At 67.8% G+C, this 15049-nt stretch carries 14 protein-coding genes; 2 read left to right on the top strand and 12 right to left on the bottom strand.

Annotated elements, in window-relative coordinates:
* Positions 1-22: 22 nt before the first annotated feature.
* From ACVOJ1_RS00070 to rlmD, 3 genes are read right to left on the bottom strand one after another with little or no spacing between them, the layout of a single operon-like run.
* Complete coding sequence (locus tag ACVOJ1_RS00070) at positions 23-715, bottom strand: DsbA family oxidoreductase (protein WP_346479872.1); 693 nt, start codon at positions 713-715, stop codon at positions 23-25.
* A gap of 49 nt (positions 716-764) precedes the next feature.
* Positions 765-1250, bottom strand: coding sequence for a CYTH domain-containing protein (locus tag ACVOJ1_RS00065; RefSeq protein ID WP_197571814.1), 486 nt, complete (start codon positions 1248-1250; stop codon positions 765-767).
* A gap of 33 nt (positions 1251-1283) precedes the next feature.
* Complete coding sequence (gene rlmD / locus ACVOJ1_RS00060; protein ID WP_197571810.1) at positions 1284-2618, bottom strand: 23S rRNA (uracil(1939)-C(5))-methyltransferase RlmD; 1335 nt, start codon at positions 2616-2618, stop codon at positions 1284-1286.
* A 129-nt stretch (positions 2619-2747) separates the two neighbouring features.
* Here rlmD and ACVOJ1_RS00055 point away from each other — a divergent pair, with 129 nt between their 5' ends.
* Positions 2748-3476: a response regulator gene (locus ACVOJ1_RS00055; RefSeq protein WP_346479871.1), complete on the top strand. Its 729-nt coding sequence runs from the start codon at positions 2748-2750 to the stop codon at positions 3474-3476.
* A gap of 99 nt (positions 3477-3575) precedes the next feature.
* On the opposite strand, the gene recO is transcribed toward ACVOJ1_RS00055, so the two are convergent.
* The 9 genes from recO to rpoE all read right to left on the bottom strand — a co-directional run bounded on the left by recO (position 3576) and on the right by rpoE (position 12226).
* Positions 3576-4295: a DNA repair protein RecO gene (gene recO / locus ACVOJ1_RS00050; RefSeq protein WP_346479870.1), complete on the bottom strand. Its 720-nt coding sequence runs from the start codon at positions 4293-4295 to the stop codon at positions 3576-3578.
* A gap of 18 nt (positions 4296-4313) precedes the next feature.
* Positions 4314-5210, bottom strand: coding sequence for a GTPase Era (gene era, locus ACVOJ1_RS00045; protein WP_053520234.1), 897 nt, complete (start codon positions 5208-5210; stop codon positions 4314-4316).
* Positions 5207-5887, bottom strand: a complete 681-nt coding sequence (gene rnc, locus ACVOJ1_RS00040; RefSeq protein WP_053520235.1) for a ribonuclease III — start codon at positions 5885-5887, stop codon at positions 5207-5209. Before rnc ends, era begins: the two co-directional genes overlap by 4 nt.
* Positions 5877-6260: a DUF4845 domain-containing protein gene (locus tag ACVOJ1_RS00035; protein WP_053520236.1), complete on the bottom strand. Its 384-nt coding sequence runs from the start codon at positions 6258-6260 to the stop codon at positions 5877-5879. Before ACVOJ1_RS00035 ends, rnc begins: the two co-directional genes overlap by 11 nt.
* A gap of 37 nt (positions 6261-6297) precedes the next feature.
* On the bottom strand, positions 6298-7092 hold the full coding sequence (lepB, locus tag ACVOJ1_RS00030) for a signal peptidase I (RefSeq protein ID WP_053520237.1): 795 nt from the start codon (positions 7090-7092) through the stop codon (positions 6298-6300).
* Positions 7093-7146: 54 nt separating this feature from the next.
* Complete coding sequence (gene lepA, locus ACVOJ1_RS00025) at positions 7147-8940, bottom strand: translation elongation factor 4 (protein ID WP_053520238.1); 1794 nt, start codon at positions 8938-8940, stop codon at positions 7147-7149.
* 174 nt (positions 8941-9114) lie between these two features.
* Complete coding sequence (locus ACVOJ1_RS00020) at positions 9115-10647, bottom strand: DegQ family serine endoprotease (RefSeq protein ID WP_263175256.1); 1533 nt, start codon at positions 10645-10647, stop codon at positions 9115-9117.
* A gap of 74 nt (positions 10648-10721) precedes the next feature.
* Positions 10722-11609: a sigma-E factor negative regulatory protein gene (locus ACVOJ1_RS00015; RefSeq protein WP_053520401.1), complete on the bottom strand. Its 888-nt coding sequence runs from the start codon at positions 11607-11609 to the stop codon at positions 10722-10724.
* Positions 11606-12226 (bottom strand): RNA polymerase sigma factor RpoE, encoded by a 621-nt coding sequence (gene rpoE / locus ACVOJ1_RS00010; RefSeq protein WP_065174837.1) that lies wholly within the window; start codon positions 12224-12226, stop codon positions 11606-11608. The genes ACVOJ1_RS00015 and rpoE overlap by 4 nt, the downstream gene beginning before the upstream one ends.
* A gap of 235 nt (positions 12227-12461) precedes the next feature.
* On the opposite strand from rpoE, the gene ACVOJ1_RS00005 reads away from it, so the two are divergent.
* Entirely contained in the window at positions 12462-14525 is a 2064-nt protein-coding gene (locus tag ACVOJ1_RS00005) for a 3-hydroxyacyl-CoA dehydrogenase NAD-binding domain-containing protein (RefSeq protein WP_065181805.1), read from the top strand.
* The last annotated feature ends 524 nt before the right edge of the window (positions 14526-15049 follow it).

Genomic DNA, 15049 nt, shown 5'->3' with positions numbered 1-15049 from the left:
CATCGCGCGCCCCCTCGAAGGATCAGACCCTGCAGCCGTCCGCGCCACAGGCGTCGTCGCCACTGCGCCCCGTTGCCGTGACCTGCTCCGCCGCGATCTGCCGCAGCGCCTGGGCGAAGGCTTCCGGAGGCTGGGCGCCGGAGATCGCCCAGCGGCCGTCGATGACGAAGGTCGGCACCGAGGAAACACCCAGCGCACGGGCCTGGTCCAGTCCCGCTTCGACCTCGGCCAGGCCGCGTGAGGAGGCCAGCATCTGGGCGATCTCTGCCGCATCCAGTCCGCCTGCCACACCGGCCCGGGTCAGCACCTCTGTGTCCGCCAGATTCTGGCCGTGCTCGAAATGAGCGCGGAACAGCGCCTCTCCGACCGCGTCCTGCACACCGTGCTGGCCGGCCAGCCACAGCAGCCGGTGCGCTGGCAGGGTGGTCACCCGCACCTGGCCCTGGCTGAAGTCCATGGGCAGGCCTTCGCCACGGGCGGTGGCCTGGGTCTGGCCGAGAATCTGCTCTGTGCGCTCGACACCGCCGAATTTGCGCGCATACGCCTCGCGCAGCGGCACCGGCGTGGTGCCCGCATCCGGGTCCAGCTGGAACGGCTGCCAGTGGATGTCGAGTACTGGGGCATCGGCCCCCAGCAACTGCACCCCCTGCTGGAAACGGTGCTTGCCGATCCAGCACCAGGGACAGACCACGTCGGAGTAGATGTCGATTCTCATCCCACCGACATGGGGTCCGGGCGCCCCGAAAAAAGGGGGAACGCCCCTTTCACCAGCGTGAATAGGGATGACTGGCCAGTGCGACGTTGTAGTAGCGCGGGTCGTCGGTGACCTCCGCGCCGGCCCAGTCCGGCAGGGCGATGGCCTGCCCGGCGCTTTCCAGCTCGACTTCGGCCACCACCAGGCCGGCGTTGTCACCCAGGAACTCATCCACTTCCCAGGTCAGGCCGGCATGCTCGACCAGGTGGCGACGCTTGTCGATCAGGCCCCCCACGCACAGCGCCAGCAGCGCGCGCGCATCCTCCACCGGAATCGGGTAATCAAACTCCTGGCGGGTATGGCCGATCGTGCGCGACTTCAGGTTCAGCGCGGCGTGCTCACCTTCGATGCGCACCCGCACGGACGCGTTCTGGCGGCCGCTGTCGAGCGCGCCCAGATCGTTGATGTAGCCCTGCGCCATCGGAATCACCCGGTGTGCGGCCGCACGCCAGCCGTCGCTGCTGACGAGGAATTTGCGTTCGATCTCGATGCCCATCGCGCCATTATGCGCGATGGGCATGACAGCGGGTCAGCGCTTTTCGAACACCGCGATGCTTTCCACGTGCGCGGTGTGCGGGAACATGTCCATGGCGCCGGCACTGACCAGGCTGAAGCCCTGCTCGTTCACCAGGTAGCCCGCGTCCCGGGCCAGCGATCCCGGATGGCAGCTGACGTACACGATGCGCTTGAACTGCTTCAACGGCAGCTGCTGCAGCACCTCGATCGCGCCCGAGCGCGGCGGGTCCAGCAACAGCTTGTCGAAGCCCTGGCGCATCCACGGCGTGGCGCGCTGGTCCTGGGTCAGGTCGGCGCTGTAGAACTGGGCGTTGCCCAGCCCGTTGCGCTCGGCGTTCTCACGTGCGCGGGCAACGAGGCCCGCGTCGCCTTCCACGCCCACCACCTCGCGCACGCGGCGCGCCAGCGGCAGGGTGAAGTTGCCCAGCCCGCAGAACAGGTCCAGCACGCGCTCGTCCTCACCCGGCTCCAGCAGATCCAGGGTGTGAGCGATCATCTTCTCGTTGAGCTTGGCATTGACCTGGATGAAATCCAGTGGCCGGAATGCCAGTTCGACATCCCACGGCGCCAGCCGGAACGACAGCGGCACGCCCTGCCCGTCCAGCGGATGGACGGTGTCCACGCCACCGGGTTGCAGGTAGATGGCGAATCCGTGCTGCTGGCCGAAGCTGGCCCATGCGGCCCGGTCGGCATCACTGAGCGGCTGCAGATGTCGCACGGTCAGCGCGACGGCCTGGTCACCGCCGATGAACTCGATCTGCGGGATGTCGCGCTTGCCGTCGAGCGACTCGATGAAGGTCGACAGCGCCTGCACCTTGGTGCCCACTTCGGGGATCACGGTCAGGCACTGGCTGAGATCGGCGACGAAGCGCGGGTCCTGTTCACGGAAGCCGACCAGGGTCTTGTCCTTCTTCTCGACGCGGCGCACCGAGAAGCGCCCCTTGCGGCGGTAACCCCAGCTGTCGCCGACCAGCGGTGGCAGCACGCGGCCCGGCTTCACGTGACCGATGCGTTCCAGGTTGTCCATCAGCACGCGCTGCTTGGCAACGATCTGCTGGTCTTCATCCAGGTGCTGCAGCACGCAGCCGGCGCAGGTGCCGAAATGCGGGCACTTCGGCGTCACCCGCTGTGGCGAGGCCTGCAGCACTTCCACGGTGCGTGCTTCGTCGAAATGGCGGCTGCGGGCGGTCTGTTCAGCCCTGACCACTTCGCCCGGCAGAGCGCCGCTGATGAAGGTGACCTTGCCACCTTCGCCTTCACGGCGGGCGACGCCGCGACCATCATGGCTGAGGTCGAGGATCTCGGTCTGGAACGGGGTACGGTCGATGCGGGAGCGGGATCGGGCCACGTGGCAACAGGCTGCGGGCGAAAATGGGCGCGTATTGTCGCAGATCCTGACCGGCGGGGCCTGCCGCCGCTTGCGCCAGCCGCCGCCGTGCTTGATGATGTCAACCAGCTGACATGGAGGCAGCCCCTGATGCAGATGACCCCGCGGGCCAGTCGGCCCCGCTTCCTGCTTGTCGAGGACGACATCATCAGCCGCGGGTTTTTCAAGGCGGCGTTGGAAACCCTGCCGGCGGACGTCGATACCGCGGACTCCCTTGCCAGTGCCCTGGCAAGCGCCGAGCCCGGGGCCCACGACCTGTGGCTGATCGACGTCAACCTGCCTGACGGCAATGGCGCGCAGCTGCTGCGCGAACTGCGCCGTTCGCATCCGGACACTCCTGCCCTGGCGCATACCGCCGACGGCGACACGTCCATCCATGCGCGCCTGCGTGAGGCCGGTTTCAGCGACACCCTGGTCAAACCGCTCGGCCGCGACCAGTTGCTGAAGGCGGTCCGCCGCGCCCTGGTCAACTCGCCGGCCGGCATCGCCGTCGCTCCGGCCCCCGCTGCGGTCGAGCTGAACGGGCAGGACTGGGACGAGACCGCCGCTCTGGCCGCTCTCAATGGCCAGCGCAACCACCTGATCGCCCTGCGCGAGCTGTTCCTTGCGGAACTGCCGGGCGTCCGCGATGCGGTGGAGCAGGCCGTGGACCAGCATGATGAACGCCAGCTGCGCAGCCAGCTGCACCGGCTGCAGGCAAGCTGCGGCTTCGTCGGTGCCGCACGGCTGGGCCGCGCGGTGCGCCAGCTGCACCACATGCCGGAGTCGGACCTGGCACAAGCGGGCTTCCGCGCCGCGGTAGCGGCACTGCTGCACTGAGGGTTACCCGGCACGGGTGCGCCCTGCCCCGTCGGATATCGAAATCAATCCGGGGTCAGATCCCTTTCCCTGCGGAAGACGGATCTGCCCCCCGCCCGCCTACCGCCGGGGGGCCAACTGCTCCAGCAGCTCCCAGGACTTCAGACCCCGTGGCCCCAGGTGGTGCGCCAGCACCCGCCGCATGGGCAGCCGCAGGCTCGCCAGATCGGCAGGCCCCGGCTCCTCGTCGGCCGCCAGCGCCAACAGCGCCGAACCGGTGGCCGCCGCACTGCGCTCTCCACCGCGCTCGCTGAGCAGCCGTTGCGGCCCTTCCTGCGGATCCAGCGCATAACGCGCTGCCGGATCGATCGGCTGACCATCGCTGGCGCTTTCCAGATCGAAACCGAGCCCCAGTGCGGCAAGCAGCTCGCGCTCGAAGCGGCGCAGCGTCCAGGCCAGTCCGGCGCCCACTGCCAGCCGCGCGCGTGCCTCGCCGTACGCCAGGTACACCTCCGGCAACGGATCCTGGCGTGGCGCCAGCCGCAGCGTCAGTTCACTCAGGTAGAAGCCGGCCAGCATGGCCTGGCCGACCAGCCGCGGCGCCGCGTCCAGCGCTTCGGCGGCACGCAGCTGCGCCAGTTCGCCGCGCTGCTGTGCGCTGAAGCGGATCCACTGCAGCGGCTGCAGGGCCGCGCGCAACACCTGGCCCTTGGCCGTGGACACGCCGCGCGCAAGCAGGCCGATCCGGCCATGCTCCGCGCTCAGCACCTCCACCAGCAGGCTGGTTTCGCGATAGGCCCGTGCATGCAGCACGAACCCCGTGTCGCCCTCGATGATCACCGAAGCGATCGCCGTGGCTTACTCGTAACCGAAGGCCTTCAGCGCGGCCTCGTCGTCGGACCAGCCTTCACGTACGCGCACCCAGGTTTCCAGGAACACCTTGGCACCGAACAGACGCTCCATCTGCAGGCGCGACTTGGCCCCGATCTCCTTCAGGCGCGCGCCCCCCTTGCCGATCACGATGGCCTTCTGGCCTTCCCGCTCGACCCAGATCACCGCGCCGATGCGCAGAAGATTGCCATCCTCGGTGAAGCGCTCGATCTCCACGGTGGTGGCATAGGGCAGCTCCTCGCCAAGCTGGCGCATCAGCTGCTCACGTACCAGTTCACCGGCAAGGAAACGTTGGCTGCGGTCGGTGATCTCGTCCTCGCCGAACATCGGCGGGGCTTCCGGCAGCAGCTCCAGCACGTCACGCACCAGGGCGTCCAGGCCGTTGCGCTTCTGCGCCGAGATCGGATGCACGGCGGCGAAATCACGGCCGGCGGTCACCTCCTGCAGGAACGGCAGCAGCGCGCCCTTGTCCTTCAGGCGATCGATCTTGTTGACCACCAGCACCACCGGGATGCCGGCATCGCGCAGCACGTTGAAGGCCAGGCTGTCTTCGTCATCCCAGCGCCCGGCCTCGATCACCAGCAGGCCTGCATCCACGCCTTCCAGCGAGCCGCGCGCGGCGCGGTTCATCACCCGGTTCATCGCCCGCTTCTGCACCTTGTGCAGGCCCGGGGTATCGACCAGCACCAGCTGGCCTTCCGGATAGGTGGCGATGCCGAGCAGGCGGTGGCGGGTGGTCTGCGGCCGGTTGGAGACGATGCTGACCTTGGCCCCGACCAGGGCATTGGTCAGGGTCGACTTGCCGACGTTCGGGCGGCCGATGACGGCCACGCTGCCGCAATGATGGGAAGTTTGTTCGCTCACTTGGAATCCAGTTGTTCTAGGACGGCTGCAGCCGCCTGTTGTTCGGCAAGCCGCCGCGAGGCGCCTTCGCCCTCGGTGCTGGCGGCCGGGTCGGCCACGTTGCAGCGTACCCGGAAATGTTTGGCGTGGTCGTCACCGGATTCTGACACCAGTTCGTACTGGGGCAACGCCTTCTGCCGGGCCTGCAGCCATTCCTGCAGGCGGGTCTTGGGATCCTTCTCGGGGCGGCCGGTGGCCGGCAGCGCCTCCATCGAGGCCGTGAACCAGGGCAGCACGGTCTCCCGGCACGCGTCAAAACCGGCGTCCAGGTAGATCGCGGCCACCACCGCCTCCAGTGCATCGGCCAGGATCGAGTCGCGGCGGTGCCCGCCCGACTTCATCTCGCCCGCGCCCAGGATCAGCCGTTCGCCCAGCTGCAGGGTACGGGCGATCACTGCCAGCGCCCCTTCACGCACCAGCTCGGCGCGGGCGCGGGTCAGTGCGCCCTCGTCGGCCTTGGGCCAGCGCTGGTACAGCGCCTCGGCGACCATCATGTTGACGATGCTGTCGCCGAGGAATTCCAGGCGCTCGTTATGCGGCACGCCGGCACTGCGATGGGTCAGCGCCTGCTTGAGCAGCGCCGGGTCGCGGAAGGCATGGCCGATCAGGTCGCCACGTTGGATGAATTTACTGGGCACCGCTTCGGGTCAGGTCCTGGGAAGAATCGAATTTGCCAACCACATCGAGGTTGCCGATCAACGGGCGACGCACTTCGTAGTTGACCTTGAGGGTCCAGCCATTGTCGCGGCGATCGAACTTGACGTTGCCCGGCTTCACGTTGTCCGAGTAGTTGATGTACAGCCGCTTGAAGAACAGATCCTGGATCCGCGCCGGCTCCATGCTAGCCACGCCCGGCTGGCTGGCCAGGCTCTTCATCGCCGAGCGTACCGCGTAATACTCCTGGTACATCGGGAACAGCTTCATGCCGATGTAGATGAAGAAGCCAACCACGACCAGGACCACCAGAAACGAGGTCAGGGTGATGCCGCGCTGCGTGTTCATCGTCTTCATTGCGTTCTCCCCAGATACGCGTTGGATGTGAAAATACTCAGTTGATGCCCGAGCCGATCCGCGACGGCTCGAAACCGTCCTTGCAGAACCAGCCCTGGCAGTTCAGCCAGATCAGGAATGCCTTGCCCCGCAGGTTCTCTTCCGGCAGCAGCCCCCAGAAGCGTCCATCATCGCTGTTGTCACGGTTGTCGCCCATCACCAGGTACTTGCCGGCCGGCACCGTCCACTGGCCCTGGCCACGCGGATAGTCGGTCTCCAGCACGGTATGGGTGCGGCCCGGGAGATGCTCGACCAGCAGGTTGGCGCCCTCGCCCTGGCCCTTGTGGCCGGCGTAGATGCCCTTGTTGTCGTACTTCACCGGCTCGCCGTTCAGCACCAAGCTGTCGCCCTCGAACACCACGGTGTCACCCGGCACGCCGATCACGCGCTTGATGAAGTTCTCGCCCTTGGCCGGGTCGTTGTCGCCGTGGCCCGGGAAGTGGAACACCACCACATCGCCGCGCGCGGGATCACCCACCGGCACGAAGCGGGTATTGGTGATCGGCAGGCGCAGGCCATAGGCGAACTTGTTGACCAGGATGAAATCACCGATCAGCAGGTTCGGCATCATCGAGCTGGACGGGATCTTGTACGGCTCGGCGATGAAGCTGCGCACGACCAGCACGATCGCCAGCACCGGGAAGAATGCACGCGAGTAATCCACCAGCACCGGCTCGGTGTCGAGCAGGCCTGCACGCTGGGCGCGGCGCCTGGCGAAGTACAGCTTGTCCGCAAGCAGGATCAGGCCCGAGGCCAGGGTCAGCACGACCAGGAGGATCTCAAACAGTTTCATTCAGGGTCCTTTGCAACGTCACCGGACGACCGGCCCCGGAGGGCCGGTGCGCGCTTACTTGTTGTCCATCTGCAGCACGGCCAGGAACGCTTCCTGCGGGATTTCCACGCGGCCGACCTGCTTCATGCGCTTCTTGCCTTCCTTCTGCTTTTCCAGAAGCTTCTTCTTGCGCGAAACGTCGCCACCATAGCACTTGGCCAGCACGTTCTTGCGCATGGCCTTGACCGTGGTACGGGCGATGATCTGCGAGCCGACAGCCGCCTGGATCGCCACGTCGAACATCTGCCGCGGGATCAGGTCCTTCATCTTCTCGCACAGCTCGCGGCCGCGGCGGTCGGCATGGCTGCGGTGGACGATCAGCGACAGCGCATCGACCTTGTCGCCATTGATCAGCACGTCCACGCGCACGAACGGGCCGGCATCAAAGCGCACGAAGTGATAGTCCAGCGACGCGTAGCCGCGGCTGACCGACTTCAGCTTGTCGAAGAAGTCCAGCACCACTTCGGCCATCGGCAGCTCGTAGCTGATCTGCACCTGGCTGCCCAGGTAGTTGATGCCGATCTGGCTGCCGCGCTTTTCCTCGCACAGCTTGATGATGTTGCCGATGTACTCCTCGGGGGTGAGTACGTTGGCACGGATGATCGGCTCGCGGATCTCCTGGACCTGGTTCACCGCCGGCAGCTTGGCCGGGTTGTCCATGTTGATGATCGAGCCATCGGTCTTCAGGACCTCGTACACCACCGTCGGCGCGGTGCTGATCAGGTCCAGGTTGTATTCGCGCTCCAGCCGTTCCTGCACGATCTCCATGTGCAGCATGCCGAGGAAGCCGCAGCGGAAACCGAAGCCCATCGCCTCCGAGCTTTCCGGCTCGAAGCGCAGCGCGGCATCGTTCAGGCGCAGCTTGTCCAGCGCCTCGCGCAGGTCCGGATAGTCCTCGGCGTCGACCGGGAACAGGCCGGCGAACACGCGCGGCTGCATTTCCTGGAAGCCCGGCAGCGGCTTCGGTGCCGGATCACCGGCCAGGGTCAGGGTGTCGCCCACCGGCGCACCATGCACGTCCTTGATGCTGGCCGTGACCCAACCCACCTCACCCGCGCGCAGCGCCGGCAACACCTTGCGCTTGGGGGTGAACACGCCGACGTTGTCGACCTGGTGGTTGCGGCCGGTGGACATCACCTGCAGCTTGTCGCCGGCCTTGATCTCGCCCTGCATGACGCGCACCAGCGAGACCACGCCGAGGTAGTTGTCGAACCAGGAATCGATGATCAGCGCCTGCAGCTTGTCGGTATCGCGCGGCTGCGGCGGCGGAATGCGGTGGACGATGGCCTCCAGCACGTCCTGCACGTTCAGGCCGGTCTTGGCGCTGACCGGCACGGCGTCGGTGGCGTCGATGCCGATCACGGCCTCGATCTCGGCCTTGGCGCGCTCGATGTCGGCCGTAGGCAGGTCGATCTTGTTGATCACCGGCACCACTTCCAGACCCTGCTCCACCGCGGTGTAGCAGTTCGCCACCGACTGCGCTTCCACGCCCTGGGCAGCATCGACCACCAGCAGCGCACCTTCACAGGCGGCCAGCGAGCGGCTGACTTCATACGAGAAATCGACGTGGCCCGGGGTGTCGATGAAGTTCAGATGATAGGTCTGCCCGTCCTTGGCCAGGTACGGCAGCGATACCGACTGCGCCTTGATGGTGATGCCACGCTCGCGCTCGATCGGGTTGGAGTCGAGGACCTGCGCTTCCATCTCGCGGGCCTGCAGGCCACCACAAAGCTGGATGATGCGGTCGGCCAGCGTGGACTTGCCGTGGTCGACGTGGGCGATGATGGAGAAGTTGCGGATGTTCCGCATCGAATCAGATGACATAGGTGGCGGCGGCGCGCGGCGTCGTCAGGGTAACGGTGGATTATCGCACGCCCGGGGCCCGCCCGCGAAAGGCGCCTCGCCGGGCCAGGGCCGGAACGACCGAAGCCCCGCCTGAGCGGGGCTTCGGGGGGGCAGCGGCTGCCGGAGCAGCCCCGGTCCTTACTCGCCGGCCTTGACCGCCACGAAGGCGCTGTTGCCGTTGCCGGTGCGGACCAGCAGCATCACCACATCGCCCTTCTTGTAGCTGGACAGCGCGCGGTTCAGCGACTCCACGCCGCTCACCTGGGTGCTGGCCACCTGCAGGATCACCATGCCCGGGGACAGGCCGGCATCCCGGGCGCCCTGCCCCTTGACGCCGGTGATGCGCACGCCCTCGCCCGATTCCAGGCCCAGCTGCTTGCGCTGCGGCGCGGTCAGATCGCTGACGTCCAGGCCCAGCAGGGCATTGGCACCACTCTGCGGAGCGGCATCGGCCCTGGCGGCGGCGGGGCTGCGGGCGCTGGCCTGGTCATCCTCGGCCAGCGCGGTCAGGGTGGCGCTCAGGTCGCGCGGCTTGCCGTCACGGATCACGCCCAGGGTGACCCGGCTGCCCGGGGCCATGGCGCCGATCAGCGGCGGCAGATCGGACCAGCTGTTGACCGGTGCGCCGTTCACGGTGCGGATCACATCCCCCACCTTCACACCGGCGCGGGCGGCCGCCGAATCCGGCACGATCTGGTTGACCAGCGCACCCCGGCTGTCCGGCAGGCCCATGGCCTGCGCCTTCAGGCCGTCGATCTCCTGCACCACCGCGCCCAGCTGGCCGCGGGTGACCCGGCCGGTCTTCTTGATCTGTTCGACCGCGCTCATCGCCAGGTCGATCGGAATCGCGAAGCTGATGCCCATGTAGCCACCGGACGCAGAGAAGATCTGCGAGTTGATGCCGACCACTTCGCCCCGGGTGTTCAGCAGCGGACCGCCGGAGTTGCCCTGGTTGATCGCCACGTCGGTCTGGATGAACGGCACGTAGCGCTGGTCCGGGCCGCCGGTGCTGCGGCCGAGGGCGCTGACCACGCCGGCGGTGACCGAGTGGTCGAGGCCGAACGGCGAGCCGATCGCGACAACCCACTGGCCCGGCTTCAGGCTGTTGGAATCGCCGACACGGACGGTCGGCAGGTTCCTGCCTTCGATCTTCAGCAGGGCGACGTCGTACTGCTGGTCGCTACCCACCACCTTGGCGGTGAACTCACGGCGATCGCCCAGCTTGACCTTCACCTCGCTGGCGTCGGCTACCACGTGGTAGTTGGTCAGCACGTAGCCGTCGGGCGAAATGATGAAGCCCGACCCCATGCCGCGGCCCTTGATGCTGGGACCGCCGTCGGGGCCGCCCGGCCCCTGCCCCGGCATCGGGAAGTCCGGGCCGAAGAAGCGACGGAAGAACTCCGGCATGTCGTCGTCCCCCATCGGCCCACGCGCCTGGCGGTTGCTGCGGACGATGGTGGTGTCGACGTTGACCACGCCCGGGCCGACCTGCTCGACGAGGTTGGTGAAATCGGGCAGGCCGGTGACCAGCGGCTGCGCAGGAGCGCGCGGCGCGGCAGCGGCCGCGGCCGGCGCGGTCTGGGCAGCCGGGGACGGCGCCTGGGCACAGGCCACCAGCGGCAGGGTCAGGGCCAGCAGGCCGATGGCCTGCGTGCGGAATCGGGGAGTCATCGGACGGCAACCTCCGGATCGGATGGAAGGGAGAAGAAGGGCCCCGCGATCGGCGGGGCGTGGCGGCACCCGGCTCAGTCGCGCGGGCGGGGCGGCGGCGGCAGGTCGTCCTGCAGGCGCGGCTCGAAGGGGTAGAACGTGGCGCTGTCGGCATGCGCCGGGAAGCTGGCGTTGAGCGCGCCCCCCGCGGCCGGAGCAAGGCTGGAGCGCGGCCACGGCCGGGCCTGCAGGCCGGCCACCTCGCCGAACGGCAGGTTGCGGCTGGCACCGGCCGGCACGGTCGGCACCAAGGGCGCCTGGGCGGCGGCCACAGCCCGCTGCGCCCCGTCGTCACGCTGTGCCACCCGCGCAGCCTGCTGGCCGCGGGTGGCACTGGCGCTGGCGCGGCGTGCGTCCTGGCGACGGCTGGCGGCCAATGCGGCCGCCGGAACACTGGCCACCGCCACCACCGCCGGATCGACCGAGGCTTCGGTCACCGTCGCGGGCGATACCGGTGCCGGCGGCAGCTCGGCCTGGCTGGCGACCACCTGGGGGGCCAGCGGCTCTCCGGGAGGGGTCTCCTTCAGCTTCTCGCCGCCGATCAACAGGGCCACCGCAGCGACCGAGGCAGCCAATGCGGCACCGCCCCCCCAGGTACGCCAGCCACTGCGGCGCACCTGCCGGTCCTGAGGCCCGGACCGGGGCGTGGGTTCGGCGGCGATGGCAGAGGCAACCGCGGCGCTGAAGCCGGCGGGCGCAAGCACCGAGGCCTGCCCGCGCATCACGTCGCCCAGCAGCTGCCAGCGTTCCTGGCAGCCGGCCAGTTCCGGGTCATGCTCCATGCGGCGCAGCAGGAAGCGGGCCTCGTCGGCCCCCAGCTCGCCATCGACCAGGGCCGACAGCTGTTCCCGATGGCGCTGGTCAAGCCGCAGCCCGGCCGGCGATTGATGATTCTGCGATTCGTTGAATGGATGACTGGTCATACGCGGCTCTTCTCGCGGGTGGCGCTGCCGATGTCCAGCAGCGGCCGGAGTTCGGTGTCGATCGCCTCGCGCGCCCGGAAGATCCGTGAACGCACGGTGCCGATCGGGCACCCCATCTTCTGCGCGATTTCCTCGTAGCTCAGGCCTTCCACCTCGCGCAGGGTGATCGCCGACCGGAGTTCTTCCGGCAGCGCGTTGACGGCCTTCATCACTGTCTGTTCCAGCTCCTGGCGCATCAACTCGCGTTCGGGCGTGTCGGTGTCGCGCAGGCGCGTGCCGCTGTCGAACTGTTCGGCATCGCCGATGTCGATGTCATCGGTCGGCGGGCGTCGATTGTGTGAAGCCAGGTAGTTTTTGGCGGTGTTCACGGCGATCCGATGCAACCAGGTTGAGAACTGGGCATCGCCGCGGAAGCTTCCGATCGCGCGGTAGGCGCGTATGAAAGTGTCCTGGGCGACGTCCTGACATTCACTCCAGTCGGCGATGTAGCGACCGACCAGGGCCACGACCCGATGCTGGTACTTGCGCACCAGTACATCGAAAGCCGCGCTCTCGCCGCGCTGCACGCGCCGGACCAGTTCCAGATCCAGCTCCTGTGGTGTTTCAACCTCGGCCATGGGGGGCCGCACTCCTGTCAGCCCAACCGACGTCGGGCAATGAGACTGCCAATCCCGGGAAAAGTTCAGTCGCCGATCACCCGGCGCCGCACCAGCTTTTAACCACTGTTCCGTTAGCGTTCTGTTCCACGGCCATGGATCCGGAACCGCCACTCCCCTGCTATAGGGATTTGACGCGGGGGAAACAACCTCTGGATCATAGCCGCTTCTCCATACACAACCGGATGGAACGTCCATGCTCTCAGGCTTCGATGGTCTCCGCTTCAGCCACTGGCACCCCGAGATCCGCGACGACGGCGTGGTGGTCCTGTCCCTGGATCGTCAGGACAGCAGTGTCAACGCGATGTCGCAGGACGTGCTGCTGGAGCTGGGCGATCTGCTCGAACGCATCGCGCTGGATCCGCCGAAGGGCGTGGTGATCCAGTCCCTGAAGAAGGCCGGCTTCATCGCCGGCGCCGATCTGAAGGAATTCCAGGAGTTCGACCGGCGCGGCACCGTCAACGATGCCATCCGTCGCGGCCAATCCACCTACCAGAAGCTGGCAGAGCTGCCCTGCCCGACCGTTGCAGCCATCCATGGCCACTGCCTGGGTGGCGGCACCGAGCTGGCCCTGGCCTGCCGTTACCGCGTGGCCTCCAACGACAGCAGCACCCGCATCGGGCTGCCGGAAACCCAGTTGGGCATCTTCCCCGGCTGGGGTGGCAGCGCGCGCCTGCCGCAGCTGGTCGGCGCCCCGGCGGCGATGGACATGATGCTGACCGGCCGCACCCTCTCGGCCTCGGCCGCGCGTGGCATCGGCCTGGTCGACAAGGTGGTGGCACCGGCGGTGGTGCTCGACACCGCCGTCGCACTGGCGCTGGCCGGCACCACGCGGCCGTTCAAGCAGCGTGCGCTGGCATGGGCCAGCAACACCTGGCTGGCGCGCAAGGTACTGGCACCGCAGATGATCAAGCAGGTCGCGCGCAAGGCGAAGAAGGACCAGTACCCGGCGCCCTATGCACTGATCAGCACCTGGCAGCGCAGCGCCGGCAAGCCGGTGCAGGCCCGCCTGGATGCCGAACGCCGCGCGGTGGTCAAACTGGCCAGCACGCCGACCGCGCGCAATCTGATCCGCATCTTCTTCCTGACCGAGCGCCTGAAGGGTCTGGGCGGCGGCGATTCCGGCATTCGCCACGTGCACGTGGTCGGCGCCGGCGTGATGGGCGGTGACATCGCCGCGTGGGCGGCCTACAAGGGCTTCGAGGTCACCCTGCAGGATCGCGAGCAGCGCTTCATCGATCCGGCGATGGAACGCGCGCAGGCACTGTTCGCCAGGAAGGTGAAGGACGAGAGCAAGCGTCCAGCGGTGGCGGCGCGGCTGCGGGCGGACCTGGAGGGCAAAGGCGTGGCCGACGCCGATCTGGTGATCGAGGCGATCATCGAGAACCCGGAGGCCAAGCGCGCGCTGTACCAGACGCTGGAGCCAGGCATGAAGGCCGATGCGCTGCTGACCACCAATACCTCGTCGATTCCGCTGGTGGAACTGCGCGACCACATCCAGCGCCCGGCGCAGTTCGCCGGCCTGCACTACTTCAATCCGGTGGCACAGATGCCGCTGGTGGAAATCATCCATCACGACGGCATGGCGCCGGAGACCGAGCGCCGTCTGGCAGCGTTCTGCAAGGCGCTGGGCAAGTTCCCGGTACCGGTGGCGGGCAGCCCGGGCTTCCTGGTCAACCGCGTGCTGTTCCCGTACATGCTGGAGGCGGCCACCGCCTATGCCGAAGGTATCCCGGGCCCGGTGATCGACAAGGCAGCGGTGAAGTTCGGCATGCCGATGGGCCCCATCGAGTTGATCGACACGGTCGGCCTGGATGTCGCCGCCGGCGTGGGCCGCGAGCTGGCGCCGTTCCTCGGCCTGCAGATTCCGGCGGCACTGCAGACGGTGGAAGCCGACAAGCGCGGCAAGAAGGATGGCCAGGGCATCTACACCTGGGAGAACGGCAAGCCGAAGAAGCCGGATGTCGCCAGCGACTACCAGGCCCCTGCGGACCTGGAAGATCGCCTGATCCTGCCGCTGCTCAACGAGGCGGTGGCCTGCCTGCACGAAGGCGTGGTGGCCGATGCGGACCTGCTGGATGCGGGTGTGATTTTCGGCACCGGATTCGCGCCGTTCCGCGGGGGTCCGATCCAGCACATCCGCGCGGTGGGTGCCGATGTGATCGTCGAGCGCCTGAAGGCGCTGCAGCAGCGTCACGGTGACCGCTTTGCCCCGCGCCCGGGCTGGGACAACCCTGCCCTGCGCGAACCGGTGGTGTGATGTGATCGGCCGGGCCTGCGGCCCGGCACCCGCAGAGGCAACGTCAAGTTCCACAGCAGAAGCCAGAGCCAAAGCGGCTCTGGCTTTTCTGTTTGTCGGGCGGGGCGGTGTCGGGTTGCGGGGACGCCGTAAACCCGTCCCTGGGGGCTTGGGCGCGGCATCCATGCCGCGGACACCCCGCAACCCGACACCGCCCCACCCCCGACAGTTTCCCGGTGACGGTGGTGAATCTCGATTCCGGTGTGGATCATTACGAACTGGTGGGTGTCGACCTTGGTCGCCACCAGGAGCGAAGCGACCGGCGTTTGATGTTGATTTTCTTTTTTCTTCTCGGTGGGTGTACGCACAGGGAAACTGTCTGGGGCGGGGGGGGTGGGTTGCGCGGGACCGTTGGCGCCATGGATGGCGCCATCGAGCCCCCATGGATGGGTTCACGGCGCGTCCTGCGCAGGCCCCCCCCCCCCCCCCCAAACAAAACGCACCACAAGCCCCCCACCCCCCCACCCCCCCCCCCCGGGCGGGGC

The sequence above is a fragment of the Stenotrophomonas sp. STEN225 genome (genome assembly GCF_056756445.1).
This window is presented reverse-complemented; position numbering and strand designations above follow the sequence as displayed.

Coding starts and splice junctions, on each gene's coding strand:
- ACVOJ1_RS00055 (WP_346479871.1), top strand. CDS start 2,748: ATGCAGATGACCCCGCGGGCCAGTCGGCCCCGCTTCCTGCTTGTCGAG.
- ACVOJ1_RS00065 (WP_197571814.1), bottom strand. CDS start 1,250: ATGGGCATCGAGATCGAACGCAAATTCCTCGTCAGCAGCGACGGCTGG.
- lepB (WP_053520237.1), bottom strand. CDS start 7,092: ATGAAACTGTTTGAGATCCTCCTGGTCGTGCTGACCCTGGCCTCGGGC.
- ACVOJ1_RS00015 (WP_053520401.1), bottom strand. CDS start 11,609: ATGACCAGTCATCCATTCAACGAATCGCAGAATCATCAATCGCCGGCC.
- ACVOJ1_RS00005 (WP_065181805.1), top strand. CDS start 12,462: ATGCTCTCAGGCTTCGATGGTCTCCGCTTCAGCCACTGGCACCCCGAG.
- ACVOJ1_RS00070 (WP_346479872.1), bottom strand. CDS start 715: ATGAGAATCGACATCTACTCCGACGTGGTCTGTCCCTGGTGCTGGATC.
- rpoE (WP_065174837.1), bottom strand. CDS start 12,226: ATGGCCGAGGTTGAAACACCACAGGAGCTGGATCTGGAACTGGTCCGG.
- lepA (WP_053520238.1), bottom strand. CDS start 8,940: ATGCGGAACATCCGCAACTTCTCCATCATCGCCCACGTCGACCACGGC.
- ACVOJ1_RS00020 (WP_263175256.1), bottom strand. CDS start 10,647: ATGACTCCCCGATTCCGCACGCAGGCCATCGGCCTGCTGGCCCTGACC.
- ACVOJ1_RS00035 (WP_053520236.1), bottom strand. CDS start 6,260: ATGAAGACGATGAACACGCAGCGCGGCATCACCCTGACCTCGTTTCTG.